19 protein-coding genes are annotated in these 26,329 nt (G+C 64.4%); 13 read left to right on the top strand and 6 right to left on the bottom strand.

Translation table 11 applies throughout. The annotated features are described in order from the left end of the window. The first annotated feature begins 187 nt into the window (after nucleotides 1-187). Together UP06_RS32250 and UP06_RS32245 are read left to right on the top strand one after the other, a co-directional pair. Complete coding sequence (locus UP06_RS32250; protein ID WP_045007805.1) at nucleotides 188-1,426, top strand: efflux RND transporter periplasmic adaptor subunit; 1,239 nt, start codon at nucleotides 188-190, stop codon at nucleotides 1,424-1,426. Then, on the top strand, nucleotides 1,423-4,560 hold the full coding sequence (locus UP06_RS32245; protein ID WP_045007747.1) for an efflux RND transporter permease subunit: 3,138 nt from the start codon (nucleotides 1,423-1,425) through the stop codon (nucleotides 4,558-4,560). Before UP06_RS32250 ends, UP06_RS32245 begins: the two co-directional genes overlap by 4 nt. Before the next feature lie 21 nt (nucleotides 4,561-4,581). Here the strand turns inward: UP06_RS32245 and UP06_RS32240 are convergent, their stop codons facing one another. Next, nucleotides 4,582-5,157, bottom strand: a complete 576-nt coding sequence (locus UP06_RS32240; protein ID WP_045007746.1) for a TetR/AcrR family transcriptional regulator — start codon at nucleotides 5,155-5,157, stop codon at nucleotides 4,582-4,584. A 158-nt stretch (nucleotides 5,158-5,315) separates the two neighbouring features. Between UP06_RS32240 and UP06_RS32235 the strand changes: the two genes are divergently transcribed. The 11 genes from UP06_RS32235 to UP06_RS32185 all read left to right on the top strand — a co-directional run bounded on the left by UP06_RS32235 (nucleotide 5,316) and on the right by UP06_RS32185 (nucleotide 18,457). Next, nucleotides 5,316-6,770 carry an MATE family efflux transporter gene (locus UP06_RS32235; protein ID WP_045007745.1) on the top strand — a complete coding sequence of 485 codons (1,455 nt, stop codon included), beginning with the start codon at nucleotides 5,316-5,318 and terminating at the stop codon, nucleotides 6,768-6,770. 145 nt (nucleotides 6,771-6,915) lie between these two features. Continuing rightward, complete coding sequence (locus UP06_RS32230) at nucleotides 6,916-7,698, top strand: MetQ/NlpA family ABC transporter substrate-binding protein (RefSeq protein WP_045007744.1); 783 nt, start codon at nucleotides 6,916-6,918, stop codon at nucleotides 7,696-7,698. 351 nt (nucleotides 7,699-8,049) lie between these two features. Further along, complete coding sequence (locus UP06_RS32225) at nucleotides 8,050-9,084, top strand: putative FMN-dependent luciferase-like monooxygenase (protein ID WP_045007743.1); 1,035 nt, start codon at nucleotides 8,050-8,052, stop codon at nucleotides 9,082-9,084. Between the two features lie 32 nt (nucleotides 9,085-9,116). Next, nucleotides 9,117-9,734, top strand: a complete 618-nt coding sequence (locus tag UP06_RS32220) for a CMD domain protein (RefSeq protein WP_045007742.1) — start codon at nucleotides 9,117-9,119, stop codon at nucleotides 9,732-9,734. Then, nucleotides 9,731-10,306, top strand: a complete 576-nt coding sequence (locus UP06_RS32215) for an alkylhydroperoxidase domain protein (protein WP_045007741.1) — start codon at nucleotides 9,731-9,733, stop codon at nucleotides 10,304-10,306. The genes UP06_RS32220 and UP06_RS32215 overlap by 4 nt, the downstream gene beginning before the upstream one ends. Nucleotides 10,307-10,367: 61 nt before the next feature. Next, on the top strand, nucleotides 10,368-11,522 hold the full coding sequence (locus UP06_RS32210) for an ABC transporter substrate-binding protein (RefSeq protein WP_045007804.1): 1,155 nt from the start codon (nucleotides 10,368-10,370) through the stop codon (nucleotides 11,520-11,522). A gap of 55 nt (nucleotides 11,523-11,577) precedes the next feature. Beyond that, entirely contained in the window at nucleotides 11,578-13,401 is a 1,824-nt protein-coding gene (locus UP06_RS32205; protein WP_045007740.1) for an ABC transporter permease, read from the top strand. Further along, complete coding sequence (locus UP06_RS32200; protein WP_045007739.1) at nucleotides 13,401-14,240, top strand: ABC transporter ATP-binding protein; 840 nt, start codon at nucleotides 13,401-13,403, stop codon at nucleotides 14,238-14,240. Before UP06_RS32205 ends, UP06_RS32200 begins: the two co-directional genes overlap by 1 nt. After that, a complete protein-coding gene (locus UP06_RS32195) occupies nucleotides 14,237-14,977 on the top strand; it encodes an ABC transporter ATP-binding protein (protein WP_045007738.1) in 741 nt (246 codons plus the stop codon). Before UP06_RS32200 ends, UP06_RS32195 begins: the two co-directional genes overlap by 4 nt. Nucleotides 14,978-15,084: 107 nt before the next feature. Continuing rightward, nucleotides 15,085-16,161, top strand: coding sequence for a HoxN/HupN/NixA family nickel/cobalt transporter (locus tag UP06_RS32190; RefSeq protein ID WP_045007737.1), 1,077 nt, complete (start codon nucleotides 15,085-15,087; stop codon nucleotides 16,159-16,161). Next, nucleotides 16,142-18,457, top strand: coding sequence for a TonB-dependent receptor (locus tag UP06_RS32185; protein WP_045007736.1), 2,316 nt, complete (start codon nucleotides 16,142-16,144; stop codon nucleotides 18,455-18,457). Before UP06_RS32190 ends, UP06_RS32185 begins: the two co-directional genes overlap by 20 nt. Here the strand turns inward: UP06_RS32185 and UP06_RS32180 are convergent. The 5 genes from UP06_RS32180 to fliI form a co-directional block, all read right to left on the bottom strand. Next, nucleotides 18,454-19,965, bottom strand: a complete 1,512-nt coding sequence (locus UP06_RS32180) for an ATP-binding protein (RefSeq protein ID WP_045007735.1) — start codon at nucleotides 19,963-19,965, stop codon at nucleotides 18,454-18,456. The two genes, UP06_RS32185 and UP06_RS32180, sit on opposite strands and share 4 nt — an antisense overlap. Nucleotides 19,966-20,068: 103 nt before the next feature. Then, nucleotides 20,069-20,887: a YkgJ family cysteine cluster protein gene (locus tag UP06_RS32175; RefSeq protein WP_045007734.1), complete on the bottom strand. Its 819-nt coding sequence runs from the start codon at nucleotides 20,885-20,887 to the stop codon at nucleotides 20,069-20,071. A 472-nt stretch (nucleotides 20,888-21,359) separates the two neighbouring features. Further along, on the bottom strand, nucleotides 21,360-22,424 hold the full coding sequence (locus UP06_RS32170) for a ketopantoate reductase family protein (RefSeq protein ID WP_045007733.1): 1,065 nt from the start codon (nucleotides 22,422-22,424) through the stop codon (nucleotides 21,360-21,362). A 1,095-nt stretch (nucleotides 22,425-23,519) separates the two neighbouring features. Then, nucleotides 23,520-24,155: a MarR family winged helix-turn-helix transcriptional regulator gene (locus UP06_RS32165; RefSeq protein WP_045007732.1), complete on the bottom strand. Its 636-nt coding sequence runs from the start codon at nucleotides 24,153-24,155 to the stop codon at nucleotides 23,520-23,522. An 848-nt stretch (nucleotides 24,156-25,003) separates the two neighbouring features. Further along, nucleotides 25,004-26,329, bottom strand: a complete 1,326-nt coding sequence (gene fliI / locus UP06_RS32160; RefSeq protein WP_045007731.1) for a flagellar protein export ATPase FliI — start codon at nucleotides 26,327-26,329, stop codon at nucleotides 25,004-25,006.

Raw genomic sequence — 26,329 nt, 5'->3', positions numbered from 1 at the left:
TGAACCCACTCCCTCTGAATCGATGTCCGCGCTCGCGCGCGCCTGCGGCGGCGGACTATTGCGTCCGCGCCGACGGTTTGCGACCATGTCGGCCGGTTCGGACTTAGGTCACTACGGCGCAACTGACCCGCGCGGGCGCCGGCGTCAGGTGCAAGACGGTGGGCTCGAGGAAGTGAGCGTGCTGAAGATGACGATCAATCGGACGGTCGGTGCTATCGTGATTGGAGTGGCATCGCTCGGTGCGTTCAGCCCGGCGAAGGCGCAGACAGGCCAGGCCGGTCCGCCGGCGGTCGGCGTGATGGAGACGGTCAAGCGGCCCATTACCGAGTCGAACGAGTTTTTGGGACGCATCGAATCTCCCAATCGCGTCAGCGTGGTCGCTCGCGTGACGGCTTTCCTGGAGAAGCGTAATTTCGTCGAAGGCGCCGAGGTGAAGACCGGCGATTTGCTGTACGAGCTCGAGCGGGGCCCCTTCGAAGCGGACCTTGCGGCCAAGAAGGCCCAGGTCGCGCAGTTGCAGGCAACGCTCGTGAACGCCAAGCTGACCACCGACCGCGCAAGAACTCTTCTGAGCGGCCCGGCCGGCCAGCAGTCGACCTACGATGCGGCCGTCGCCAATCAGCAAAGTCTCGAAGCCCAAGTGCAGGGTGCGCAGGCGCAGGTCGATCAGTCGCAGATCAACCTCGACTACACCCAGATTCGTTCGCCGATCGACGGGATGATCGGCCGCACGGCGGTGACGCAGGGCAACGTCGTTTCTCCGAGTTCCGGCGTCCTGACCACGATCGTCAGTCAGGACCCGATGTATGTCGTCTTCCCCGTGTCCGTGCGCGAGGCCCTGATCTTGCGCGAGCGCTATGTCACGCGCGGCGGCTTCAAGGCGGTCATAATCCGGATCCGCTTGTCAGACGGCCGGCTTTACGAGCAGACGGGTCAGCTCAATTTCGTCAACAACACCATTGCCCAGAATACCGATACGATCACGCTGCGCGGCACGATCCCGAATCCGCCGCTCTATGAGCGGTCTGCGACCCAGGGCGCGGTACGCGAGCTGACCGACAGTGAATTCGTGACCGTGCTTCTGGAAGGCGTTGAGCCGGTCGAGGTTTTGGCGATCCCCAGGGCGGCGGTGCTGTCGGACCAGCAAGGCGAATATGTCTATGTGGTCGGCGACGACAACAAGGCCGAGCAGCGGCGCATCCAGCTCGGACAGTCCACATCGACCGTGGCCTCGATTACGAGTGGTCTCAAGCTTGGCGAAAAGGTCATCGTCGAAGGCCTTCAGCGGGTACGGCCGGGGCAGCCCGTATCGCCTGGGCCGGCGAGCGCATTGTTGCAGTCCAGCATGAAGACGACGGCGGATGATACTGGCACCCAAAAGAGCCGCGATGGCATTGGACCAAAGCCCGCGGGTACGTCTCCATGATCTCGTCCGTCTTCGTCGACCGCCCGCGGCTTGCAATCGTCATCGCGTTCGTCATCACGATCGCGGGTGCGCTTGCGCTGTTGCAGATCCCGGTGGCTCAGTTCCCGGATATCGTGCCGCCGCAGGTGACGGTCAGCGCCACTTTTCCTGGCGCGTCGGCCGAGGTCGTGGAGTCCAGCGTCGCGCAGCCGCTGGAGGCGCAAGTCGTCGGCGTCGACAAGATGCTCTATATGAAGTCGACCAGCGGAAATGACGGCAGCTATACCCTGACCGTGTCGTTCGCGCTCGGCAGCAATCCCGACATCAATACGGTCAACGTCAACAACCGCGTGCAGAGCGCGCTCGCGCAGCTCCCGACGGAGGTGCAGGCACAGGGCCTGACCGTGCAGAAGAAATCCTCCGCCGTGCTGCAGTTCATCGTGCTCTACAGCAAGAGCGGCGCGCAGGATCCGCTGTTCATCACCAATTATGCCATCATCAACGTGCTGGACGCGATTTCCCGCACGCCGGGCGTCGGCCAGGCGACGCTGTTCGCCAAGCTGAACTATTCGATGCGAATCTGGTTCGACACCCAGCGCCTGACCAGCCTCAACCTGGCGCCTTCGGACGTGATCGCGGCAATTCGCGCGCAGAGCGTCCAGGCTCCGGTCGGCCGCATCGGGGCGCGCCCGATCAGTGATGAGCAGCAGTTCCAGTTCAACGTGCAGACGCAGGGGCGCCTGACGACCTCGACCCAGTTCGGCAACATCGTGCTGCGCGCCAATACGGACGGATCGGTGCTGCGCATCAAGGACGTCGCCCGGGTCGAGATCGGTGCCCAGAACATGGACAGCGAGTCGCGCATCGACGGCAATCCCGGTGTGCCGATCGGCATTTATCTGGCTCCCGGCGCCAATGCGGTGACGACGGCAAAGGCGGTGCAGGACACGCTCACCAGGCTGTCGGAGCGGTTTCCGCCGGGTCTCGCCTATCTCGTCCAGTACGACTCCACGACCTTCGTGTCCGATACGATCAAGGAAGTGCTGAAGACTCTCGGCGAAGCCTTCATTCTTGTCGTGATCGTCGTGTTCCTGTTTCTCGGCAATCTGCGCGCCACGATCATTCCCGCGGTCGCGGTTCCGGTCAGCCTGATCGGCGCCTTCGCCGTGCTGCTTGCGCTCGGCTACTCGGCCAACACCGTGTCGCTGCTCGCCATGGTGCTCGCGATCGGCATCGTGGTCGACGACGCCATCGTCGTGGTCGAGAACGTCGAGCGTGTGATGGAGGAGGAGCCTGATCTTTCGCCGGCGGACGCAACCAAGAAGGCGATGACGCAGATCACGGCGCCGATCATCGCGATCTCGCTGGTCCTGCTGTCGGTGTTCGTCCCGATCGCCTTCATCCCCGGCATTTCCGGAACGCTGTTCCGGCAGTTTGCGGTGACGATCAGCGCGGCGATGGTGATTTCCGCGCTGAACGCATTGACCCTGTCTCCGGCACTTTGCGCAGTGTTCCTGCGGCATACCGGCCCGCGGCGCGGCATCATGGGACGCGTGCTTGGTGGCATCGACTGGATTCGCGACCGCTATGCCGGTGGCGTGCGCCGGCTGTTGCGGATGGCTGCGCTGTCGCTCGTTGCGGTGCTGGTGTTCGCCGGCGGCATTTTCGGCGTATCGAAGATCACGCCGACTGGATTCCTGCCCGAAGAGGATCAGGGCGCGTTCTTCATCGCCGTGCAATTGCCCGACGGTGCCTCCGTGGCGCGGACCAGTGCGGTCACCAAACAGGTCGAGGCGCTCCTGAAGAAGATGCCGCAGATCGACCACGTGCTTGCGATCATCGGCTTCTCGCTGCTTGACGGCGGCAACGAGCCGAATGCCGCCTTTATCGTCGCGCGCATGAAGCCGTTCGCCGATCGCCAGACGGCGGCGGACTCGGTGCAGGCGACGATCCGGCGGACGTTCGGCGAGGGTGCGCAGATTCGCCAGGCCAACGTCCTTCCGTTCAACCTGCCTCCGATCATCGGTCTGTCGACGTCGGGTGGATTCGAATATCAGCTCGACGCGCTGGAAGGACAGGATCCGGCCGCGCTTGGCAGCGTGATGGGCGGGCTGATCGGCGCAGCCAACCGCGATCCCCGGCTGGCCCGCGTGTTCTCGACCTTCACCGCGACCAATCCGTCGATCTTTCTCGACATCGATCGGGCAAAGGCTCAGGCGCTCGGGCTCAACATGAGCGATGTCTTCACCGCGCTACAGGCGACGCTCGGCGGCATCTACGTCAACAACTTCAACCTGTTCGGCCGTACCTGGCAGGTCAACGTGCAGGGCGAGGCCGCCAATCGTGGCGACATCCCCGATATCTGGCAGATCTATGTGCGCAACGCGACCGGAGACATGGTGCCGATCCGTTCGATCGCGAGCCTGCGGATCGTGACCGGACCGCAAGTCATCACCCGCTACAACAACTTCCGTTCGGTGACGGTCAACGGTGGACCCGCGCCCGGCGTGTCGTCGGGAACGGCCATTGCGGCCATGGAGGAGTTGTCGAAGTCGACACTGCCGGCCGGCTACTCCTTTGAATGGACCGGAACCGCCTACCAGGAGCAGGCCGCCTCCGGGCAGACCGGAATCATTCTCGGCCTCGCGGTGCTGTTCGCCTATCTGTTCTTGGTGGCGCTCTACGAGAGCTGGACCATTCCAGTGCCGGTGCTGCTGGCGGTCACGGTCGGCGTGCTCGGCTCCTATCTCGCCATCAAGATTGCCGGCCTTAATCTCGACCTCTATGGCCAGATCGGCCTTGTGGTGCTGATTGCGCTGGCGGCCAAGAACGGCATCCTGATCGTCGAATTCGCCAAGGAGCAGCGCGAAGCGGGCCGTTCAGTAGTGGACGCGGCAATCCTGGGATCGCAGATGCGCTTTCGTGCCGTGATGATGACCTCGATTGCCTTCATCCTCGGTCTGGTGCCGCTGGTGGTTGCCACTGGCGCCGCCGAGATCAGCCGCAGGGCCGTCGGCACGGCGGTGTTCGGAGGCATGCTCGCAGCGAGCTCGATCGGTATTTTCCTGGTGCCGATGCTCTACGTGACATTCCAGAACTGGCGTGAAGCGGCAAAACGGCTATCGCGCAAGAAGCAGGCGCCGGAACAAGTTTAGCAATCTGGCCCGCGTCTGAAGCTATTGTCCGTTTGCGAGGGCGACGGCCGCCTCCACAGCATTCTCCAAAATCTCCTCGGACAATTGTCTATCGTTGACCGCGCGCGCCAATTGCAGCGCGCCGACCATGGTCGCATAGATCGTGATCGCCTTGCGCCGTCTGTCCGCTGAGGAGCCGAGCCTGATTTGCTCCGCCATTAGCATGATGATGTCGGAGACTTTCCCTGTGAACGCATCACGCGTCGGTTTCGGATGCCGCGCGATCTCGGCGACGAGCGCGGCGGTCGGGCAGCCGGTTCCGGCACGATCACGGTGTTGCGTCGAGAGGTAGTCGCGGATCGTGGTCTCGAGCGCGGCACCGCTCTCGAGATTGGCCTTGTGCCGCTCTTCACGCCGGGTGAGCGAATCCATGAGCACCTCCCGCACCAATTCCTCCTTGGAGGAGAAGTGCGTGTAGAAGGCGCCATTGGTCAGGCCCGCCTCCGACATGATCCCGGCAAGGCCGACCGCGGCGATGCCGCTCTCACGGAACTGCGCCGAGGCGACATCGAGAATGTGCCGGCGGGTTTCGTCCTTGTGTCCCTTTTCGTAGCGCATGGGCCTTGACTCCCTCCTGTGAAGCCCGGCTTGAGGCCAACGCCACAGGATCGTGAGCGATTTATCTATTGCATTATGATCATAATAATGAATTATGAACGTAATGCAATAGTCGCCTGATGGGCGCCGACCTCCAGGGAACAACAGGACTACAACGAATGTCAGTCGAGGACGTCGCCGCATCGCCGTTGTCCGCAATGGAGGCCGCAGTACGCCCCGCGGCTCCCCTTCGCCCTGTGGCAACGACCGTCCAGAGCGCGACCGAGCAGCGGCGGGCCGCGCTGCTGACGGCGCCGATCCTGCCGACCCTGCTCAAGCTCGCCGCGCCGACGGTGACCGTCCTGGTGGCACAGACCGCGGTCAACATCGCGGAAGCCTATTATGTCGGCTATCTCGGCACCGACGCGCTGGCTGGTGCCGCGCTGGTGTTCCCGATCTTCATGCTGATGACGATGATGTCGAACGGCGGGTTCGGCTCCGGCGTTGCCTCTTCGGTGGCGCGTGCGGTCGGCGCCGGTCGTCGCGACGACGCGGATGCCGCGCTGTTCCACGCCATTGTGCTCGCGATCATTGCGGGCGCACTGTTCACACTGGGTGCGGTCCTCGGCGGTCCCGCGCTGTTCCGCGCGCTCGGCGGCCGCGATGGGGCGCTTGCCGCCGCCATCACCTATTCTAGCTATCTCTTCGCCGGCGCTATCCCGGTCTGGATCGTCAATCTCCAGGCGGCGGCGCTGCGTGGCTCTGGCAACGTCAAGGTGCCCGCGTTGGTGACGCTAATCGGCGCGATCGTGACCATCCCGATCTCTCCGCTCTTGATCTTCGGCTTCGGGCCGGTCCCAAGCCTTGGCATCGGCGGCGCCGGCATTGCCTTCGGCCTCTATTATGGCGCGGCGATGCTGTTCTTGCTGCGCTACATGTCGTCGGGCGCAGCCGGGCTGACGCTGCGCATCGTGCCGTTGCGGGCAAAGATCTTCGGCGACATGCTGAAGGTCGGTATCCCCACCGCGTTCAACGCGGTGCTGACCAACCTCACCGTCATCCTCGTCACCGGCGCGGTCGGCCTGTTCGGCACCTCGGCGCTTGCGGGTTACGGCATCGCTTCGCGGCTCGACTACATCATGATCCCGCTGCTGTTCGGCATCAGCACCGCGACCCTGACCATGGTCGGTGTCAACATGGGCGCGGGCCAGACGGCGCGCGCGCAAAAGATCGGCTGGATCAGCGGCCTCGCCGGCATGATCATGACGGGGGCGATCGGCCTTCTGGTGGCGATTGCCCCGACCGCCTGGCTGCATCTTTTCAGCCATGACGCCGAAGTCGTGAACGAAGGCATGACCTATTTGCGCATCGTCGCGCCGGCTTATGTCGCGCTCGGCTTCGGCTTTGTCACGTCCTTCGCGGTCCAAGGCACGGGTCGTGCACTGGGCCCGCTCGTCGGTTCGATCGCGCGGATCCTGATCGCGGCCGGCGGCGGCTGGATCGCGGTTACGAGCTTTGGCGCTGGAATGACGGGGCTCGCCACCATGGTCACGGTGTCGCTCGCCGCCTACGCGGTGATCTGCGTGCTGATCATGCTGTCGCCGGCAACCTGGCGCACCGAGCGTGGCGCGTGATCCCGGATTTGTTTCCCATTTGACGCCTCACGGAGAAACGTTGCCCGCCGCGGGCGATAAATATGAACGTTCTTTTCATTGATTTCGTACTCCGGGCGGGAGAATACGGTTCCAACCGTTGTCACAGCCTTCACGGAGACCAAAGATGTCGTTTCGTTCCGCCCTGATCCTCTCAACCGTGCTCGCCGCATGGTCGGCTGCAGCTTCGGCCGAGACCATCAAGATCGGCGTGACGCCGGGGCCGCATGCGCAGATTTTCGAGGCCGTGAAGCCGGTCGCGGCCAAACAGGGCCTCGATATCCAGCTGATCGAGTTTTCCGACTATGTGGTGCCGAACGCCGCGCTCGATGCCGGCGATATCCAGGCCAATTCATTCCAGAATCAGCCCTATCTCGACAACCAGAAGGCCGATCGCGGCTACAAGATCGAGGCGGTGGGCCTGACCGTGAATTTTCCGATCGGCGTCTATTCGAAGAAGCACAAAACTTTCGCCGACATCCCCGACGGCGGCAAGGTCTCGATCCCCAATGATCCGACCAATGGCGGACGTGTGCTGCTGCTCCTGCGTGACAAGGGCGTGATCAAGCTGAAGGATGGTGTCGGCTTCAAACCCACGGTGCTGGACGTCACCGAGAATCCCAAGAAGCTGAAATTCATCGAGGTCGATGCCGCGCAGGCGCCGCGCGCGCTCGACGATGTCGACGCCGCCGCGATCAACACCAACTACGCGACGCAGGCTGGACTCGATCCCGTGAAGGATCCGATCCTGCGCGAGGACCCGAAGGGCCCCTATGTCAATTTGATCGCGGTGCGCGCCGCCGACAAGGACAAGCCGTGGGTCAAGATCCTGGTCGATAGCTATCACACGCCCGAGGTGAAGGAGTTCATCCTGACCAAGTTCAAGGGCGCGGTGCTGCCGAGCTGGTAGGCCGGAACGCGAGCCGCGCGACTGCGTCGCACGCAAGATCTACAATCGCGTGCGATCTTCGCCTTGTCCGCCCTCGCAGCCGTCCTTGCCGCGCGGTCGGCTGAGACCGATTGAGATCGGTGTGACACCGCGGATCGAGATTGCAGCAGGCAACCATCACACGCCGAAGATGAAAGAATTCCTCCTGGCTAACTTCAAGGCGCGATGCCGCCGAGTTGGTAGGCAAACTGCCCGCCGCCCTTGGGCGGAGGGATCCGGGCGAATTGGCAGCCTTGCGCATTGCCCGCTTGTCTCGGGCTCTCGCAACCGACATCATCCGGGCCGTGGCAATCCTCGCCCGGCAGGAATCGTATGAAACGTTTTGCAAACCTGAAAAGACTGGGGTTCTTCACGCGGCTGCTCGACGAGGCGCCGCCGGCCGATCGATATCGTTTTGCGGCCGAGCAGATCGTGCGCGCCGAGAAGGCCGGTCTCGATTCCGCATGGATCGCGCAGCATCATTTCCACGAGCGCGAGGGCGGGCTGCCGTCGCCCTTCACCTTTCTCGGCTATGTCGCAGCCCAAACCTCGCGCATCCGCCTCGGCACCGGCATCGTCACCTTGCCGCTGGAGAGCGCGGTGCGGGTGGCGGAGGATGCCACGGTGCTTGACCTTCTCTGCGATGGCCGCTTCGAGCTCGGCGTCGGCACCGGCGGTAACCCGTCGGCCTTTGCCGCCTTCGGCCTCGACAGCGCCCAGCGCAACGAGATCTTTGCGCGCAACCTGCAAGTCGTCCGCGCGGCACTGACCGGCAAGCCGCTCGACGGCGGCGACACGCTCTACCCGCAGCGGCCGCAATTGGACAAGCGCATCTGGCAGGCGACGTTCTCGGTGGCGGGCGGCGCGCGCGCCGGCAAGGCCGGCGACGGCCTGCTGCTGTCGCGCACCCAGCCGCGGAGCAAGGACGCGCCGAAGGCCACGCTCGCCGACATTCAGAACCCGGTCATCGACGCCTATCTCGAAGCGCTGCCGCCGGGCTGCGAGCCCCGCATCATGGCTTCGCGCAGCATCTTCGTCGCCGACGACCGCCGCGAGGCGATGCGGCTCGCCGACATTGGATTGCGGCGTGCGCTGCCGCAGTTCATGAAGGGCGGCCACCTGCCTCCGGGCGAGACGCTGGAGGAGATGATCAAGGCGTTCGACACCCATGTCGGCGCGGCCGACGATGTCATCGCCTCGCTGCGCGCCGACGCAACGCTGGAGCGGGTGACCGATCTGGTGTTCCAGGCGCATTCGGTCGATCCGCCGCACCCCTACATCCTGCGCTCGATCGAATTGGTCGCGGACAAGGTTGCGCCGGCGCTGGGCTGGACCAGAACAGCGCCCGATGTGGCCCTGGCGGGCTAGTCGGGATTTCAGGGAATGCATGAGGCTGACTGATGAGTACGAAGGATATCATCGACACGCTCGCCGGGATCGAACCGGGATCGGCGCTGGACGCGATCCGTGCGAAGCGCGTGCAGGCGCGCGACAACGCGCAGAAGAGCTATCTCTCTCTGTTCGAACCGATTGACGCCAGCGACTTCTCACTGACGGAACGCGCGGCGATCGCACTCTTCGTCACCGGCCTCCATGGTGAATCCCCGGTGGCGGCCTTCTATCGGGCGAAGCTTGCGGCGAGCGCGAATGGCGCAGCTCTGGTAGAGGCGATCGAGGCAGAGGTCGCGCGGGGCAAGACGTCGGGTCCGTATGGCTCGTTTCCGGCCGGCCCGCTGTCAGTCGAGAACACGGCCGGTTTGATTTATCGCGTCAGCGCAGAGCGCAAATCCGCCCTCGGCGCCCGGCTTGTCGCGGCGCTTGAACATGCGCACCTCCTGGTATTCCGGCCGCGCGACGCTGCGTCGGCCGACATGAAGGCGCTGCTTGGTGCCGGCTGGTCGAACACGGGCATCGTCACCTTGTCCCAGCTCGTCGCGTTCCTGTCGTTTCAGGTGCGGGTCGTCAGCGGTTTGCGCACGCTTGCCGCGGTCAACGCGCAAGAGAAGGCTGCATCATGAGCACCGTCAATCCGCCCGTCGTCTTCACCCAGGATGAGCTCGGCTGGGTGTCCTGGATCGAGCCGCTGCCGGAGGCGGAGCTGACCGAGCGGCATTTCGCCGGTCTGGTTGATCGCGCCCGTGCCAAGTCGGAATATTTCCGGCTGCTGGTGCGCGATCCCGAGGTGCTGGAAGCCCGCACCAAGACCGACAAGGACATCTTCTACAACGTCGCCGACGGCCTGCCGCGCGCCGAGCGTGAGCTCGCAGCCGCCGCGACCTCGCGCTACAATGGCTGCATCTATTGCGCGTCCGTCCATGCGCGGTTTGCCAGCACCTATTCCAAGCGCCGCGACGACGTGCAGCGGCTGCTCGACGAAGGCATCAAGGCCGATCTCGGCGAGCGCTGGAACGCCATCGTCAAGGCGTCGGTGGCGCTGGCCTCGACGCCGATCGCGTTCGGGCCGGACAATATCGCGGAGCTGCGGCATGCGGGTCTCGACGATGCGGAGATCGTCGATGTCGTCAACGGCGCGTCGTTCTTCAACTGGGCGAACCGGCTGATGCTGTCGCTCGGTGAACCCTCGAAATAGGCATCTTCACTGGCACGAGAATTGCCATTTGTTTGTAACACCTGACGGGATGGAGCCGTACATGAGCAACATCAATCGCCGAACCCTGGTCAAGGGCTCTCTCGCCGTGATGGCAGGAACGGCATTATCGCGCGCTGCCTTCGCTGACACCTCCGAGCCGATCCTGCTCGGCGTCAGCGGTCCGTTGACCGGACCGAATGCGCAATATGGCACCCAATGGAAGCAGGGCTTTGATCTCGCCCTCGACGAGATCCTCGCCGGCGGCGGCATCAACGGCCGCAAGCTCGCCTACAGCTTTGAGGACAGCCAGAGCGACCCGCGGCAATCGGTCGCGATCGCCCAGAAGTTCGTCTCCGATCCCAAAATCGTCCTGGAGCTCGGCGATTTCTCAAGCCCGGCCTCGATGGCGGCATCGCCGATCTATCAGCGGGGCGGGCTGGTGCAGTTCGGCTTCACCAATTCGCATCCCGATTTCACCAAGGGCGGCGACTTCATGTGGAGCACCTCGGTCAGCCAGGCCGACGAGCAGCCGCTGCTGGCGGCCTATGCCGTGAAGAAGCTCGGCCTCAAGAAGCTCGCGGTGCTGCATCTCAACACCGATTGGGGCCGCACCAGCCGCGACTATTTCGTCAAGGCAGCCAAGGAGTACGGCGCGGAGATCGCCGTCACCGAGGCCTACATCGCGGAAGAGCGCGACTTCCGCTCGACGCTGGTGCGTGTCCGCGACGCCAATCCGGATGGGCTGATCCTGATCTCCTATTATTCCGACGGTGCGCTGATCGCGCGGCAGGCACGCCAGGTCGGGCTGAAGCAGGTGATCTGCGCTGCCAGCTCGGTCTACTCGCCGAAATTCCTGGAGCTCGGCGGCGAGGCCGTCGAGGACGTCCATGTCGGCACGCGCTACTTCCCGGAAGATCCACGGCCCGAGGTGCAGAAATTCATCACCGGCTTCAAGAAGAAGTACAACGGGCTGGAGCCCGACGCTTTCAACGCCTACGCCTACGATGCGATGAACATGGCCGCCGCCGTGGTGAAGATCGGCGGCACCGATCGCCGCGCCATTCGGGATGCCTTCACGAAAGTAAAGGACGTCTCGAGCGTCATCTTCGGGACGGCGACGTTCGACGTCGAGAGCCGCCGCGTCAAGGGCGCCATGAACGCCGAGCTCGTCGTGCGCAAGGGCCAGTTCGCGCTTTGGGACGGCAAGCCGACCTGACATGATGGCCGGGGACGCATCCCCGGCCGCGTTTTCTCTTTACTAGGAACCTCGCTTGTCTTCCTGGCTCGACTACACGATTAACGGGTTGATCGTCGGTAATGTGTACGCCCTCGTCGCGGTCGGGCTCGCGCTGATCTTCGGCGTCAGCCGGCTGATCAATTTTGCCCAGGGCTCAATCTATCTGGTCGGCGCCTATATCGGCTGGGTCGCGGTGGTGCAGCTGCATACGCCGCTGCCGCTCACCATCATTGTGGTCGCGGTGGCGGCGGCGCTGGTCGGGCTGATCATCGAGCGGTTCGGTCTGCGTCCGCTCCAGAACTCGGTGCGCATCGCGCCGCTGCTCGCGACGATCGGCATCTCTTTCGTGCTCGACCAGCTGGTGATGCTGACCTTCTCGCCCAATCCGCGCGCGCTGCCGAGCCAGTTGCCGGATGTCCGCTTCCAGGTCGGTGGCGGTACGATCGGGCCGCTTGATCTGCTCATCGCCGGTGTCGGCATCACCAGTGCGCTCTTGCTGTTCGTGTTCCTGCGCTACAGCAAGCTCGGCTGGGCCGTGCGCGCCACCGCGCAGGACCGCGACGCCGCGATGCAGATGGGCGTCGACGTCAACCGCGTCAATCAGGCCGTGTTCGGCATTGCGGCTGCGCTCGGCGGCGTCTCCGGGCTGCTGGTCGGCATGTACTACAACCAGATCGACACCGCGATGAGCCTTCAGGCCACGCTCAAGGGCGTCGTCGCGGAAGTCGTCGGTGGCGCCGGCAATGTGCCGGGCGCGGTGATCGGCAGCCTGCTGCTCGGATTGGTGGAGAGCTACGGCGTCGCCGTGTTCGGCACCAGCTACCGCAATCTGTTTGCATTCCTGCTGCTGGTCGTCGTGCTGGTGCTGCGGCCGAACGGATTGTTCGCAAGCGCCCGGCAGGCGCCGCCCGAACCGCTCACCGGCACTTTTATTGCGCCGAGCCGGCCGGTACGCATTCCGCGCTGGGCCCTGCTGGTCGCGGTTGGCGTGTTTGCAGTCTTGCCGCTGCTTCCGGTGTCCTTCTACGTGCTCCAGACCCTGATCAATGCATGGTTGCTCGGCATGCTCGCGCTCAGCCTGACGCTGGTGGCGGGCACGATCGGCCAGGTTTCGCTTGGACATGCCGCGCTGCTCGCGATCGGCGCCTATACCTCCGCGCTGCTGTCGCTGACCTTTGCCGTTCCCGTGGGCCTCGCCATCATCGCCGGCGGCCTGATGAGCGCGGCGCTCGGCACCGCGCTGATCTCGCCGTCGTTCCGCCTGCGCGGACACTATGTCTCGATCGCGACGCTCGCCATCGGGGAGATCGTGTCGCTGGTGATCCTGAACTGGGAAAGCGTCACCCGCGGTCCGATCGGCATTTCCGGCATCCCGCCACTGTCGCTGTTCGGCTACGAGCTGATCAGCCCGACGTCGATCTACTGGTTCAGTTTTGCGGTCATGGTGGTGCTGGCGCTGCTCCAGGCGCGCCTGCTCTCATCGCATCTCGGCCGCAGCTTCCGTGCCATCCGCGACGACGACGTCGCCGCACGCGCCTATGGCCTCAGCCTGAACCGCTACAAATCGCTGGCCTTCATCTTCGGCGGATTTGCCGCCGGCGTCAGCGGCGGGATCGCCGCGCATCTCTATTCCTATATCAACCATGAGACCTTCAACACGCAGCAATCCATCCTGGCGCTGACCGTCGTGATCCTCGGCGGCCTCGGCAATGTCGTCGGCGCGATCGTCGGCGCGGTGGCGCTGGTCGGTCTGCCGGAAGTGTTCCGGATCGCGGCCGAGTACCGCATCCTGATCTACGGCATCGTGCTCCTGCTTCTCGTACGGTTCAGGCCGCAAGGCCTGCTGGGGACGATCTGATGGCGGACACGCTTTTATCCCTGCGCGGATTGACGCGCCGCTTCGGCGGCCTCACCGCCGTCGACGATATCGATCTCGACCTCGCCAAGGGCGAGCTCATCAGCATCATCGGCCCGAACGGCGCCGGCAAGACGACCCTGTTCAACCTTGTGACCGGGCTCGATCGGCCCGATGCGGGTGTGGTTCGCTTCGAAGGGCAGGACATCACTGGGCTTTCGCCGGAACGACTGGCGGCCCAGGGCATCGCGCGCACGTTCCAGCTCGGCCGCGTCTTCGGCAATCTCAGCGTGATGGACAATGTCCTGATCGGCGCGCATACGCGGTTGCGCGCGGTCAAGCCGACCGTGCCGGTGATCGGCCCGCTGCTGGAATTGGGATTGGCGCTGCTGCGACCCGCCAGCGTCAAGGCCGAGGAAGAGCGGCTTCGCGAGGAGGTGAAGGTCATCCTCGCTCGCTTTGGCGAGCGATTGCTGCCGCGCATCGACCAGCCCGCATACAGCCTCTCCTACGCCAACCGCCGTCGCGTCGAGATCGCGCGCGCGCTGGCGCTCAGGCCGCGGCTGCTGCTGCTCGATGAGCCGACCGCCGGCATGAACCCGAGCGAGACCGCGGAGATGCAGGGCCTCGTCGCCGAGCTGAAGGCGGAGGGCCTGACCATTCTCCTGATCGAGCACAAGCTGGAGATGGTGATGCGCCTCTCCGATCGCGTCATCGTCATGGACGAGGGCAAGAAGATCGCGGAAGGCGCCGGCGAAGCGGTGCGCAACGATCCCAAGGTGATCGAGGCCTATCTCGGCCACGGCCTGTCGGGTGCGGCTGAGCAGGAGAGCGCGGCATGACGAACGCATCTCCCGAGCCGCTGCTCGCGCTGTCCAACATCAACACGTTCTACGGCCAGGCCCAGGTGCATTTTGATCTCTCGATCAATGTTGCGCGCGGCCACATCGTCTGCCTGCTCGGCGGCAATGCCAGCGGCAAGTCGACGACGATGAAGATCATCCTCGGCCTGGTGAAACCGCGCTCCGGCGAAGTCATCTTCGATGGCGCCTCGCTGATCGGCCTGACCACGCCGCAGATCGTCCGCCGCGGTATCGCCTCGGTGCCGGAGGCGCGGCGGCTGTTCGCCGACATGAGCGTCCGCGAGAATATTTTGATGGGCGCCTTCGTGCGGAACGACCGCGAGGCGATTGCGCAGGATCTCGACAAAATGCTGACGCTGTTCCCGAAGCTTGGCCAGCGGCTGTCGCAGCGGGCCGGCTCGCTCTCCGGCGGCGAGCAGCAGATGGTCGCCATGGCGCGCGCGCTGATGAGCCGGCCGCGGATGATCGTGATGGACGAGCCGACCATGGGCCTGTCGCCGCTCTATGTCGATCGCGTGCTGGAGCTGATCAGGACCATCAACCAGGAAGGCGTCTCGGTGTTCATGGTCGAGCAGAACGCCAGCCTCGCACTCGAGATCGCGCATGAGGCCTATGTGCTCCAGACCGGCAAGATCGTGCTGTCCGGCTCGGCGCGAGCGCTGAAGGACGACCCCCGCGTCCGCGACGCCTATCTCGGCGGTGCCGAGGCAGCGTAAGGCGGCCATGCACGAAAACTGTCCCGGCCGCCGGGGATTGCACTGGCCAGTGTGATCATTCTATGAAAAGATCATACCGTTGACGCGATGGGCGTGCGGCGGACGGAATGATGTTCGTGACGAGGTTGTCCTTGCGGGCGGTTGAGCCCGGAGTCGTGCTGCTGTTCGGTGGGCTCATCGCCGCCAATGTCGCCGCCTGGGTATGGGCTTTCGCATTGTTCGCCGACCGGCCGGCAGTGATGGCCACCGCGCTGCTCGCCTGGGTGTTTGGCCTGCGCCACGCCGTCGATGCTGACCACATCGCCGCAATCGACAATGTCGTGCGCAAGCTGATGCATGCCGGCGATACGCCGCGAAGCGCCGGCCTCTATTTCGCGCTTGGCCATTCCACAATCGTCGTGGTCGCGACCATGCTGCTCGCACTCGGCGTGGTAAGCCTTGGCGGCGATAGCCTGCTCAGGGACATCGGCGGGCTGATCGGCACCTCGGTGTCGGCGCTGTTCCTGCTCGTCATCGCAGCGATCAATCTCGCCATCTTCGCCGGCCTGTGGCGGATTTTTTGTGTCGCGCGTGAGCAGGGCGTTCATGACGCAACCCGGCTCGATGCGTTGCTCGCCAGCCGCGGTTTTCTCGCGCGCTTGCTCGGGCCCATGTTCCGCCTAGTGACAAAGCCCTGGCACATGTTCCCGCTCGGACTGCTGTTCGGGCTCGGCTTCGACACCGCGACCGAGATCGGCCTGCTCGGCATCTCCGCGACCGAAGCCGCGCATGGCGCTTCGCTCGCGGATGTCCTGGTCTTCCCCGCTTTGTTCGCCGCCGGCATGGCGCTGGTCGACACCGCCGACTCCGCGCTGATGGTCAGCGCCTATCGCTGGGCCTTCGTCGATCCCCTGCGAAAGCTCTGGTACAACCTCACCATCACCGGCGCCTCCATCGCGGTCGCGCTGTTCATCGGCGGCATCGAGGCGCTCGGCCTGATCGGCGCTCGGCTGGGTCTAACCGGCGGCGTGTGGGCGCTGGTCGACGGTCTCAATGAGTCCCTTGCCAATTTCGGCTTCGCCGTGATCGCGCTGTTCGTCGTCGCCTGGCTCGTCTCGGTGGTGCTCTATCGCCGCATGTTTGCGGACGGCCGCGGTCCCGCGCCAAAAGTCCTGGAATGCGCCGATGCGACTGAGGCGGCCTGATCTCGGCCGCGGCTACGGCACGCTGACGGCATTTTCGGCCTTCGTCCTTCTCGCAGATAGCGGCAAGGCCTTCGCGCAAAGCAACAATGCTTCGCGCGAGTTGCCGCCGATCCAGGTCACCGGGGGCGAGATACCGCGTCACAAGAAACCGCCGGTGCCACGACGCGCCAGCAAACCCACCGCTGTGACGAGCCGTGTCGTGGCTCAGCCGACGGCAGCGCCGGGAGCGGACGCCGCCAGCGTTGCCTCCGGCGTAAAAGGTCCACCGGGCATGGCGAGCGAACTCACCGTCTCCGGCGAGGCGCTCAACGCGCGCACTGTCACACGGCCGGGCGAGGCGCTCGAAGCCGTGCCGGGGCTGATCGTGACCCAGCATTCGGGTGAGGGCAAAGCCAACCAGTATTTTCTGCGCGGCTATAATCTCGACCACGGCACCGATCTCGCGATCACTGTCGACGACGTCCCCGTCAACATGCGCACCCACGCGCACGGCCAGGGCTATGCCGATCTCAACTGGCTGATCCCGGAAACCATCGCCGCGATGGATGTGCGCAAGGGGCCGTATTTCGCCGACGAGGGCGATTTCGCCTCCGTCGGCAGCATTCACATCGGCCTGATCGACCGCACGGAAAAAGGCCTCGCGCAGGTGACCGCCGGCAGCTTCGGCTACCGCCGCCTGCTCGGCATGGACTCCGTCAAAGTTGGCGACGGTTCGCTGCTCGTCGCTGGTGAACTCGGCACCTATAACGGCCCGTGGGACAATCCGGACAATGTGAAGAAGCTCAACGGCCTCCTGCGCTACAGCCAGGGTACCGCGACGGATGGCGTGTCCGTCACCGGCATGGCCTATGCGAACACATGGAGTTCGACCGACCAGGTGCCGCAGCGCGCGATCGCGAGCGGTTTTCTCGACCGCTTCGGCTCAGAAGATTCAAGCGACAGCGGCAACACCAATCGCTTCGCGCTCTCAGGCCGTGTGGCGCAGAGCGACGATCTCGGCGCCTGGAAGGCCAACGCCTATGTCGTGAAGAGCCAGCTCGATCTCTTCAACAATTTTACCTACTACCTCAGCGATCCCGTGTTGGGCGACCAGTTCCACCAGCACGACGACCGCCTGATGGCCGGCGCCAACATTTCGCGCACGCTGAACGGCTCGTTCGCGGGCCTGCCGATGCAGACCACGATCGGCCTGCAATCGCGCTATGACGCAATTGATCTGGCGCTGAGCAACACGTTCCAGCGCAGCTTTCTCTCCAACATCCGCAGCGACAAGGTCGGCGAAGGCAGCGTCGGAATCTACGCCGAAAACACCGTGCGCTGGACCGATTGGCTCAGGACGACTGTCGGCTGGCGCGGCGACTATTATGCCGCCGACGTCACCTCACTGTTCAATTCCAACAACTCCGGCCGCGTCGATGCGTCGCTCGGCAGTCCCAAATTCAGGATGGTGCTCGGTCCCTTCAACCAGACCGAATTCTTCCTCGGCGCGGGCTACGGCATGCATTCGAACGACGCCCGCGGTGCGACCACAACGGAGGATCCGACCGATCCCGCCACAAAGCTGTCGCCATCGCCGCTGCTGGTGCGCACGCGGGGCTCGGAGGTCGGTGTTCGCACGAGGATCATTCCCGGCCTCGACACCTCGCTCAGCGTCTTCATCCTCGACCAGGATTCCGAGATCCTGTTCTCGGGCGACGCCGGCGATACCGAGGCAACGCGTGCCAGCCGCCGTTATGGTTTCGAGTGGACCAACCATTACCGGCCGCGATGCTGGATCGACATCGACGCTGATCTCGCGATGACGCATGCACGCTTTCGCGGCACTGACAGCGAGCAGGCCGCGCTCTATGCCTCGCTCGCTGGTTATCCCGCGGCGCAGATCGGCAACGCGCCGGGCAATTACATTCCGAACGCGCCGCCAATGGTGGCGTCCGCCGGCGTCACGCTCGGCGAGAAGACCGGTTGGTTCGGGGCCTTGCGCTGGCGCTATCTCGCCTCCAGCCCGCTGACGGAAGATAATGCGTTCCGCTCATCCGCGACCAGCATCTTCAACGGCCGCCTCGGCTATCGCACTGAGGACGGCTGGCGTATCCAGCTCGACGTGCTCAATCTCCTCAACGCCAAGGCGAACCAGATCACTTACGCCTATGGGTCGCTGCTCAAGACCGATACGCTCTACAATCTCTGCACTGGCGGCGTCGCGCCGATCGCGGTCTGCCAGAACGGCGTGATGGATTACGTGCTGCACCCGGTCGAGCCACTGACGTTTCGCCTCACCGTGGCCGGCGCCTTTTAAGCAGGCGCCGCGCTCGGAGCCGGCTCCACCGGCAGATCATCGGCATTGGGATCGCCCGGCGCGGTCGCCCAGGCCAGCTCCACCAGTGTCACGAACCTGCGGCCACCGCCGTCGAGCTGGCAGACGATGAGGCCCTGCTCTTCCATGTAGGTGAGCAGGCGCTGCGCCCGGCGCAGCGAATGCGAACCGTAGGCGCGCGCGATCGCGGCATCGCCCGGGCAGGGCCAGCCTTCCTTGGCCGCGCGCGCAATCATCATGAACACGCCCTGCATGTCGTCGGGCAGGATCGAGGCGCGCAGCGACACCTCCTGCCAGGCGTCATCCTCGGCGAGCTCGGTGCCGAGACCGGCCCGCGCATGCGTTATCATGCGGCGAAATTCGTTGAGGTCTGGCACGGCAGCGCCAAGGCCTTCGATGCGGCAGCGAACCACGAACTCCTGGTAGAGCACGCCGATGGCGCGGAAGCCGGCATCGGGCTCGGCCAGCACCGCCCGCAAAGTCCGGTCGACGCGCTCGCGCCGCTCCGCCAACGCCTCGGCGCTGACCGGCAGCTCGATCGGCTCGGGGCTGATCTCGGGCGCGGCGGCCTTCGCGGCCCGGAGCTGTTCGAGCAGGTCCGGTGCCGGCCGGCGCTGCGGCCGGCTGGCATCGGGGGGCGGCGCGGCCAGGATCACCGCGCGCGCATCCTCCAGCGCGGCTTCGGGCATCGGCATCAGCCGCGGCGTCGAATTGCGCGGGCTGGTGTCGGTCGGGCCGATATGCAAACGCAAGGGACGGCGCGATAGCGCAGGTCCCAGCGCCATGAACTGTCCACGCTCGAGCTCGCGAAAGGATTCGGCCTGCCGCCGCTCCATGCCGAGCAGATCGGCGGCGCGCGCCATGTCGATATCGAGGAAGGTCCGGCCCATCAGGAAGTTCGACGCTTCCGCCGCGACGTTCTTGGCGAGCTTTGCCAGCCGCTGGGTCGCGATGATGCCGGCGAGCCCGCGCTTGCGGCCGCGGCACATCAAATTGGTCATGGCGCCGAGCGAGAGTTTCCGCGCCTCGTCCGACACCTCGCCGGCGACGGCCGGCGCGAACAGCTGCGCCTCGTCGACGACGACGAGCATCGGGTACCAATGGTCGCGTGGCACATCGAAGAGACCACCGAGGAATGCCGCCGCGCGCCGCATCTGGTTCTCGGCGTCCAGCCCTTCGAGATTGAGCACGGTGGAAACGCGATGCAGCCGCGCGCGCTCGCCGGCGACCTGAAGGCCGCGCTCGGTATGGTCCTCGGCCTCGATCACGAGATGGCCGAAATGCTCGGCCAGCGTGATGAAATCGCCTTCGGGGTCGATGATGGCCTGCTGCACCCAGGGCGCGCTCTGTTCCAGCAGCCGCCGTAACAGATGCGATTTGCCGGAGCCCGAATTGCCTTGCACCAGGAGGCGGGTTGCCAGCAGTTCCTCGAGGTCCATGGCCGCCGCGGCGCCCGCAAGGGTCTGCCCCATCTCGATCGCAACCGTCATGTCCCGACTCAAACCCCTTCATTCGCGGACAGGGGCTTACCAACCCGGCTGGGGCGCGTCGAGCGGCACAGGGCGAATCACGCCCTGTTGCCCACGATGGATTTCAGGCCAGGTTCGATAACCGTAAAAGCGCGGGCCGGTAGGGCGGGGTGGGATCGTCGTCATCGTCGTCCGGAATCGCGCACGACCCGAATTCCTGCCTGATCCGCTCGATCTCGGCAATGCGTTCGTGCAGCCGCTGCAAATGCTCCGGCGATCGTGCCTTCCAGAACCGAAAGGTGTCGGCGGTGAGCGGCAGGAATGCCGTCCCGAACAGTGTCGGATCGGGGACGATGGTGCGTCCGAGCAGCAGGAACTTGTCGGCGCCGGACACGACGAGGGTGGCGTAACCGCGGTTGCCGATTCGCCTGATGCCGTTCAGCGACCATTCGGCGAGCTTGCTGAAATACGGCTCCTCGCGCCAGCGATCGGGGCAATGGTCATCGACGGTGACGTTGACCGCGTCCTGGCTGAAATGCACGATGATGCCCGATTTTGCGGGAAACCAGTCGTCGTCGAGATGACCTTGCAGCCAGGCGCAGACGAATGACCGGCACATCTGCGGACGGCGGTCGTAGATGGTGCATCCCGTGCCCGTCTGCCAATGCCTGCACAGCTGGTTCACCGGCTTGTCGACGGCGGCCACCTCGAGGATATCGCAGCAGGCGTTGCACGATCCGCATTGCCGGGTAAGCGGCGCGGCCTTCGGCAGACCGGTCGGCCTGAACCCCTGGCCATCGCGAACCAGGAGCTTCTGCTTCTCCAGCGCGTTCAACGCACGTTCAATTTTGAGACGGGACAGTCCGGTGGCGTCGATCACACCCTTCATCGTCGTCGCGCCTGCCTCCATCGCGCGGACGACGCTCAACATTGCCTGGTCCATTTTTTGTTGTTCTTGTTCTTCTCTTATTCTTTTTGTCGGCCGGGCGAACGCCAGTTTTGGAATCCATTTTCGAGAACGGGTATCCAAGACATGACGTGGCCGAGGAAATATTCGGCAACAGCATCTTGCGCGCGCGCATTGGCGAGACAAGACAACGAGCCCGACGCACGCGCATACAGCGCTTGCGCAAATGAAGGATCGCGCACGTCCGAGCGAGAGGTTGTTTGCACCGCCACAAGCGGGAACCTGATCTGCTTTGGCTCAATTCGCCCGGAAATGGCTCACTTTGGTCTCGCGCGTCGCCGCGATATGATGCGCAACATGCATTGGGCTCGCGCACTTGTGATATTTTCAGGTGAGCGCCTGTGGGACGCGCAAACGACACGATCGCGTGATCGATGAGATGCAATCGCACGTCGTCGGCGTCATGCGCCGCCGCGTACGACCAAAGTCGAGTATGCGGCGCGCGCTTTTATTGCGCGCCCGAACCGCCCTGCACGATCTTCTCGTTCAGCTTCTGGTCCACCGTCTCGACCGTGCGGTCGATCTCCGCATTGGGCGTGCCGATCTGATGCGAGATCAGCTTCACCAGCAGGTCGACACGCTCGATGAAGGGCGCGCCGCTCGCCACCGCGCGCGCCGCCGATGACGGCTTCAGCAGGCTTTCGGCGGCCTTGGCGTATTTCGCGAACGGCACCTGGTCCTGCGGATCGGCGCCGAGACGGCGGGCGATCGCGTCGACATGCTCGTAGATCGTCTGCGAGCGCGCGAGATCGCCGTGCACGGCGTCGCGGATCGACTGCGGCTCGTGCGGCGTGATGCAGCGGTAGTTGCCGGTGAGCAGCATCGACCATTTCGCCAGTGGCACGAACAGTGAGTCGAATACCTTCAGCTTCACCGGAACATCCTGTCCGGCGAGCGTCACCGCGTCGATGTCGGCTTCGAGCTCGCGCAGCACCTTGTTGTGCTTGTCGTCGGCGAAGGCCGAGGCCTTGAAGTTCGTGGGCAGGCCGACATGCAGCACGTTGGCTGCCTCTTCCGGCGGACGGAAGGCCTGCGGATCGGGCGAGCACAGCGTCACCAGCCCCGGCTCGAACCGCTCCCACACTTGCGCATTGGTGTAGGCCTCCTCGAGATCCATGTCCGCCAGCGCCGGGATCCGCTTCAGATAGGGCAGCGGCGGCATGTTCATGATCGAGAGGCACGGCAGCTTCGCCGCGGCGATCTTGATCATGAGAACGCGGACCGTGTGGTTGGCGTATTGCGGCTCCTGCATCGCAAGGCCGACCAGATCGTAACGGGAGAGGTCGACATCGGCCGGCGTCACCGCATCCAGCTTGCCGGGCAGGTCGCGCGAGAAGATGGCGCGGTGCACCGCTTCGTCGCGCAGCTTGATGCGCACCTCGGTGCCGTCGCGATTGATCAGCTCCGCGGTCTTGGCGCGGCAGACCAGGGTCACGTTGTGCCCGGCCATCAACAGCTTCGTGCCCAGCAGGGAGCCGTAGGAAGCCCCGAGGATCAGAATGTTGCGCGCCATGCTTCGTCCCTTGACAATTTTGCGGGTTTTTGGGCCCGGGACCATGATCCGGGGGCGGATTGGGGCGCATCTAAAGGAAAGTCCCCCACGATGGCAACTGGGATAATGCATACAAGGCGGCGCCGGGTATCCCGGCTAATGGGTGCCCGACGGGCAACACACCTGCGGGGCCGTCAAGCCGTGAGCGCAAATATATTCCACTTTACCGAAATTCGGATTTGTCGTATTTGTCGGCCATCCCGGCTCGACCTTGAGGGGCGATCATGTGTCGTCATTTTTCGCGTGCCGGGCTTGCGGTGGACGCAGCAGCGTCGGGCGTGAGATGTGCGGGCAGGGCGGATTGCTCTCCGTGAGCCCGAGGCTTCACGCCGACGAGCGGCGCTGATGGTTCGTCTCGCCAATATCTCGGTGGCTGTGTGCACCACGCCGTCGGGCTCTGTGGCGAACAAGCGAACGCGCGTACGGCAAAACCGTGTGGTCCTGGCCGTCGTTGCTACGGTCAAGCTTTCGCGGAGGCGGCATTCGCGTCAACCGGCGCGGTGTCGGCGACTTTCGCGAAGGTGAGGGAGGCCAGAACGAACTCGGCTCCCGGGAGAGCACGGCATAAGCCGTCAACCCATCGCGCAGGGAAGGCCGTGTGTTCGGCTTCACCTGTATGCCGCTGTGCAATTCCTTTTGCGCTACCCGCGCACAGCGGACCGTGGGTGCCAGCCGGCACCCGGCCTTCCCTGCGCCCTCTTGGATAAGAGGGTGGAGAGATCAAGCAAAGCTCGGGCGAAATGAGCCGCGAGAATGCGAAGGCGTGTCTGTCGTGATTCGAGAACGGATCGGTGTTGCAGCGATTGCCAATCCGTCACCGTCACCCTGAGGTGGCCGCTTCTTCAGCGGCCCTCGAAGGGGACGGTCCCGCTGTTGCCTCGCGCTGCTGCATCCCGGCCGTCCATCCTTCGAAGCTCGCAGCGCAGTGCAGATGCACTGCGCTACTCGCACCTCAGGATGACGGGGCCAATACTGTGGTCGGTCAAAAGAATGATGCCGTTGCGACATTTCCCGCAAGCTCTACCCGCAATATTCACCCGGATATTGCGCGCAGCCTCACCCCTGGCTCGCCACCCGTGCGCGGTCGAGGTGTTCCTCGATCTTCGGACGGTCGCGGGTACGCTCGAAACTTGTGCAGAGGAGCTCGGTTTCGTCGAGCGATACAGGCGCGCGATACAGCCGGCACATGAATTCAGCCGTGGCGCGTCCCTTGGCCGTGCCGGGGCTGCGCTCGGCCAGGAACATGCAGTCCCGGCAGATGCTGGCATCGAGCCGCTGATGGGCCGCATCGAGGTGATTGAGGATCTCGCGGAGCGAGTCGCGCAGCTTGACGCACTCCTCGGTGCCGAGCGCTGTGACCGCATTCACCACATGGTTGATCGGATCATGCTGGTTCAGGCATTTCTCACCCTGTGGGGTGACGTGGAGCACGACGGAACGCTTGTCCTCTTGCGACGGCTTGCGGACCAGGAAGGACTTGCTCTCCAGGGTCTTCACGATCTGCGATGCGGTCGCCCTGGTGGCGCCGATGAAGCCGGCGAGCGCAGACGGTGTGCGCGAGAACCGGTTGGCTCGTCCGAGAAAACGCAGCGCCATCCACTCCCGATCGCGCAATCCGTGTTGATCGCCTTCGAAATACCAGGCTCTGGCCGCCTGAACCAGCAGCTCGACTGCTTCACGTGCCAACGGCATGAATTCCTACCTCGCCCCGGGAATCACGTCTGCGGCGCCCCGAAGCCGCGTTCCGCCATGGCGCGCGAATCCTGCGAGAGACGCCAGACAGATCGAGGTGTGCGATGAGCACGCCGTGTCAGGCTCATGTGCGAAGATGTGGACTGCAAGGAACCTGACTTGGTCTGACGGGCGCCGTGGGATCCGGCGCGATAGGCCGCGTCGCTGATGGCATACCAACCGCGGCGTCGTCGCACGGGAGCCCGAGTTGCCGTCACGACCGGACGATGGATCGGAGTTGCTCAACCGAAGCCCCTGAGTTCAAGTCGCAAGCAAACGTTTCTTATCTTCCGCCGAAACGATGAATGAGCTTCTCAACAAAAGCAAGTAGAGACACTCTTTCGAGACAGGATGTCGTTGCAGACGATTGTAACGTTCAAGACAATCTCACTCTGCGGGACACATGATGGTGAATACAATGGCGCGATCTAGCAGACTAGATGCACGCAACTCTACGACGGTTTGATTGCACGCATATTGTTGTCCGCCGTTGATGCAGATTGATCGAAGCTTGTGCACGACAGGCGATGCGCATCGCGAAAGTCATCCACAACTTGCGCGATCTGCTTCGGAAATCGCCAATGGAACACCAAGGGAACTTGGTCGGATTACACGCGGCGGTTGTTGTAGCGTTGTATTCGAAGTATGGTCCACACATCGTTCTCACGACCGTGCCGACGGCTCATCCGAACGGCTGAGATTCGCGTGGTGAACATCGGCGGCAATCAAACGCATACGCAGTTCGTGCAACGCGACGACACGCGCTGATCGAGATGCGAGGCGCGCATGTCGCGTGCCGTCTCACCCTGCTAGTCGCCCTTGAGCATGTCTCTCAACTCGCGGAACGGATCGGCGCTCGGTGAGGCTGAGGCGTCTTGTCGCATTGCGTTGTAGATTCTCGGGACCATGTCGACCGCCTGGTCGAGGCCCGAATCACGCCCCGACTGATATCCGCCCATCAGGCGAAGATCGCGCGTGTCCTCATATTTGGCGATCAGGGTGCGCAATTTGCTCACCAGTTCGCGCTCTTCGGGGTCCCAGACGTTATGGGCGAGGCGGGAGACCGAGGCCAGCACGTCTACGGCGGGATAGCGTGCCTGGTCGGCGATGTGTCGGCTCAGCACGATGTGCCCATCGAGTGTGCTGCGGATGGTGTCGGCGATCGGCTCGTTGTGGTCGTCGCCATCGACCAGCACGGAAAAGATTCCGGTAATCGTTCCGGATCCCTCCTCGCCGGGCCCGGCACGCTCCAGGAGGCGCGGCAGGTCGGTGAAGACCGTTGGCGCATAGCCGCGCGCGACCGCGGGCTCGCCGGCGGCAAGCGCGACCTCGCGGGCGGCATGGGCGAAGCGGGTGATCGAATCGACCACGAGCAGGACCGATTCGCCCCGGTCGCGAAAATATTCGGCGACGGCCATGGCCGTCTTCGGCGCCAGCCGCCGCATCATCGGACTTTCATCTCCGGTCGATACGATGGTGACGGAGCGGTGGCGGTCGTTGCCGAGCACGTCCTCGATGAACTCGCGCACCTCGCGGCCGCGCTCGCCGACGAGCGCCAGCACGACGGTGTCGAAACCCTGGCTGCGGGCGAGCATCGCCAGCAGCGTCGATTTGCCGACGCCGGAGCCGGCGAAGATGCCGACGCGCTGGCCGGCGCAGATCGGCGCGAACAGATCGATGACGCGGACGCCGGTGCGCAGCGGCTTGTGGACGCGTGCCCGCTTCATCGCCGGCGGCGCCTCGGTCTCCGCGGAAACGGGCCGCGATCCCGGGGTGAGCGGGCCCTGTCCGTCCAGCGGCGCGCCGAGCGCATTGATGACGCGGCCCTTCCAGCTTGGATCCGGCGCGAACGACAGGGGCGGCATCCGGTAGGCGACCGAACCGAGGCCGCCGGCGAATTGCCGATCGAACGGTTTCGCGACGATGCCCTCGCTGTCGATCCGGATCACCTCGCCGATCTGGGGCTTGCCGCCCGAATTGACGCCGATCAGCTCGCCGAGCCTGACGAAGCGCGACAGGCCGGAGACGCGGAAATGCGTCGGCGCGATCTCGGAGATCGCGCCACTGACGCTTGCAAGCGGCGTGCTCTGCTGGAGCTCCAGCAGCGCCCACTCAAGTTGCCGAAGAGCGTTCAA

The sequence above is a fragment of the Bradyrhizobium sp. LTSP857 genome (genome assembly GCF_000938285.1).
Taxonomy (GTDB): domain Bacteria; phylum Pseudomonadota; class Alphaproteobacteria; order Rhizobiales; family Xanthobacteraceae; genus Bradyrhizobium.
This window is presented reverse-complemented; position numbering and strand designations above follow the sequence as displayed.

Bases quoted from the DNA above. Each gene is read 5' to 3' on its own strand.
- UP06_RS32250 (WP_045007805.1), top strand. From the start codon at position 188: ATGACGATCAATCGGACGGTCGGTGCTATCGTGATTGGAGTGGCATCG.
- UP06_RS32245 (WP_045007747.1), top strand. From the start codon at position 1,423: ATGATCTCGTCCGTCTTCGTCGACCGCCCGCGGCTTGCAATCGTCATC.
- UP06_RS32240 (WP_045007746.1), bottom strand. From the start codon at position 5,157: ATGCGCTACGAAAAGGGACACAAGGACGAAACCCGCCGGCACATTCTC.
- UP06_RS32235 (WP_045007745.1), top strand. From the start codon at position 5,316: ATGTCAGTCGAGGACGTCGCCGCATCGCCGTTGTCCGCAATGGAGGCC.
- UP06_RS32230 (WP_045007744.1), top strand. From the start codon at position 6,916: ATGTCGTTTCGTTCCGCCCTGATCCTCTCAACCGTGCTCGCCGCATGG.
- UP06_RS32225 (WP_045007743.1), top strand. From the start codon at position 8,050: ATGAAACGTTTTGCAAACCTGAAAAGACTGGGGTTCTTCACGCGGCTG.
- UP06_RS32220 (WP_045007742.1), top strand. From the start codon at position 9,117: ATGAGTACGAAGGATATCATCGACACGCTCGCCGGGATCGAACCGGGA.
- UP06_RS32215 (WP_045007741.1), top strand. From the start codon at position 9,731: ATGAGCACCGTCAATCCGCCCGTCGTCTTCACCCAGGATGAGCTCGGC.
- UP06_RS32210 (WP_045007804.1), top strand. From the start codon at position 10,368: ATGAGCAACATCAATCGCCGAACCCTGGTCAAGGGCTCTCTCGCCGTG.
- UP06_RS32200 (WP_045007739.1), top strand. From the start codon at position 13,401: ATGGCGGACACGCTTTTATCCCTGCGCGGATTGACGCGCCGCTTCGGC.
- UP06_RS32195 (WP_045007738.1), top strand. From the start codon at position 14,237: ATGACGAACGCATCTCCCGAGCCGCTGCTCGCGCTGTCCAACATCAAC.
- UP06_RS32190 (WP_045007737.1), top strand. From the start codon at position 15,085: ATGATGTTCGTGACGAGGTTGTCCTTGCGGGCGGTTGAGCCCGGAGTC.
- UP06_RS32185 (WP_045007736.1), top strand. From the start codon at position 16,142: ATGCGACTGAGGCGGCCTGATCTCGGCCGCGGCTACGGCACGCTGACG.
- UP06_RS32180 (WP_045007735.1), bottom strand. From the start codon at position 19,965: ATGACGGTTGCGATCGAGATGGGGCAGACCCTTGCGGGCGCCGCGGCG.
- UP06_RS32175 (WP_045007734.1), bottom strand. From the start codon at position 20,887: ATGGACCAGGCAATGTTGAGCGTCGTCCGCGCGATGGAGGCAGGCGCG.
- UP06_RS32170 (WP_045007733.1), bottom strand. From the start codon at position 22,424: ATGGCGCGCAACATTCTGATCCTCGGGGCTTCCTACGGCTCCCTGCTG.
- UP06_RS32165 (WP_045007732.1), bottom strand. From the start codon at position 24,155: ATGCCGTTGGCACGTGAAGCAGTCGAGCTGCTGGTTCAGGCGGCCAGA.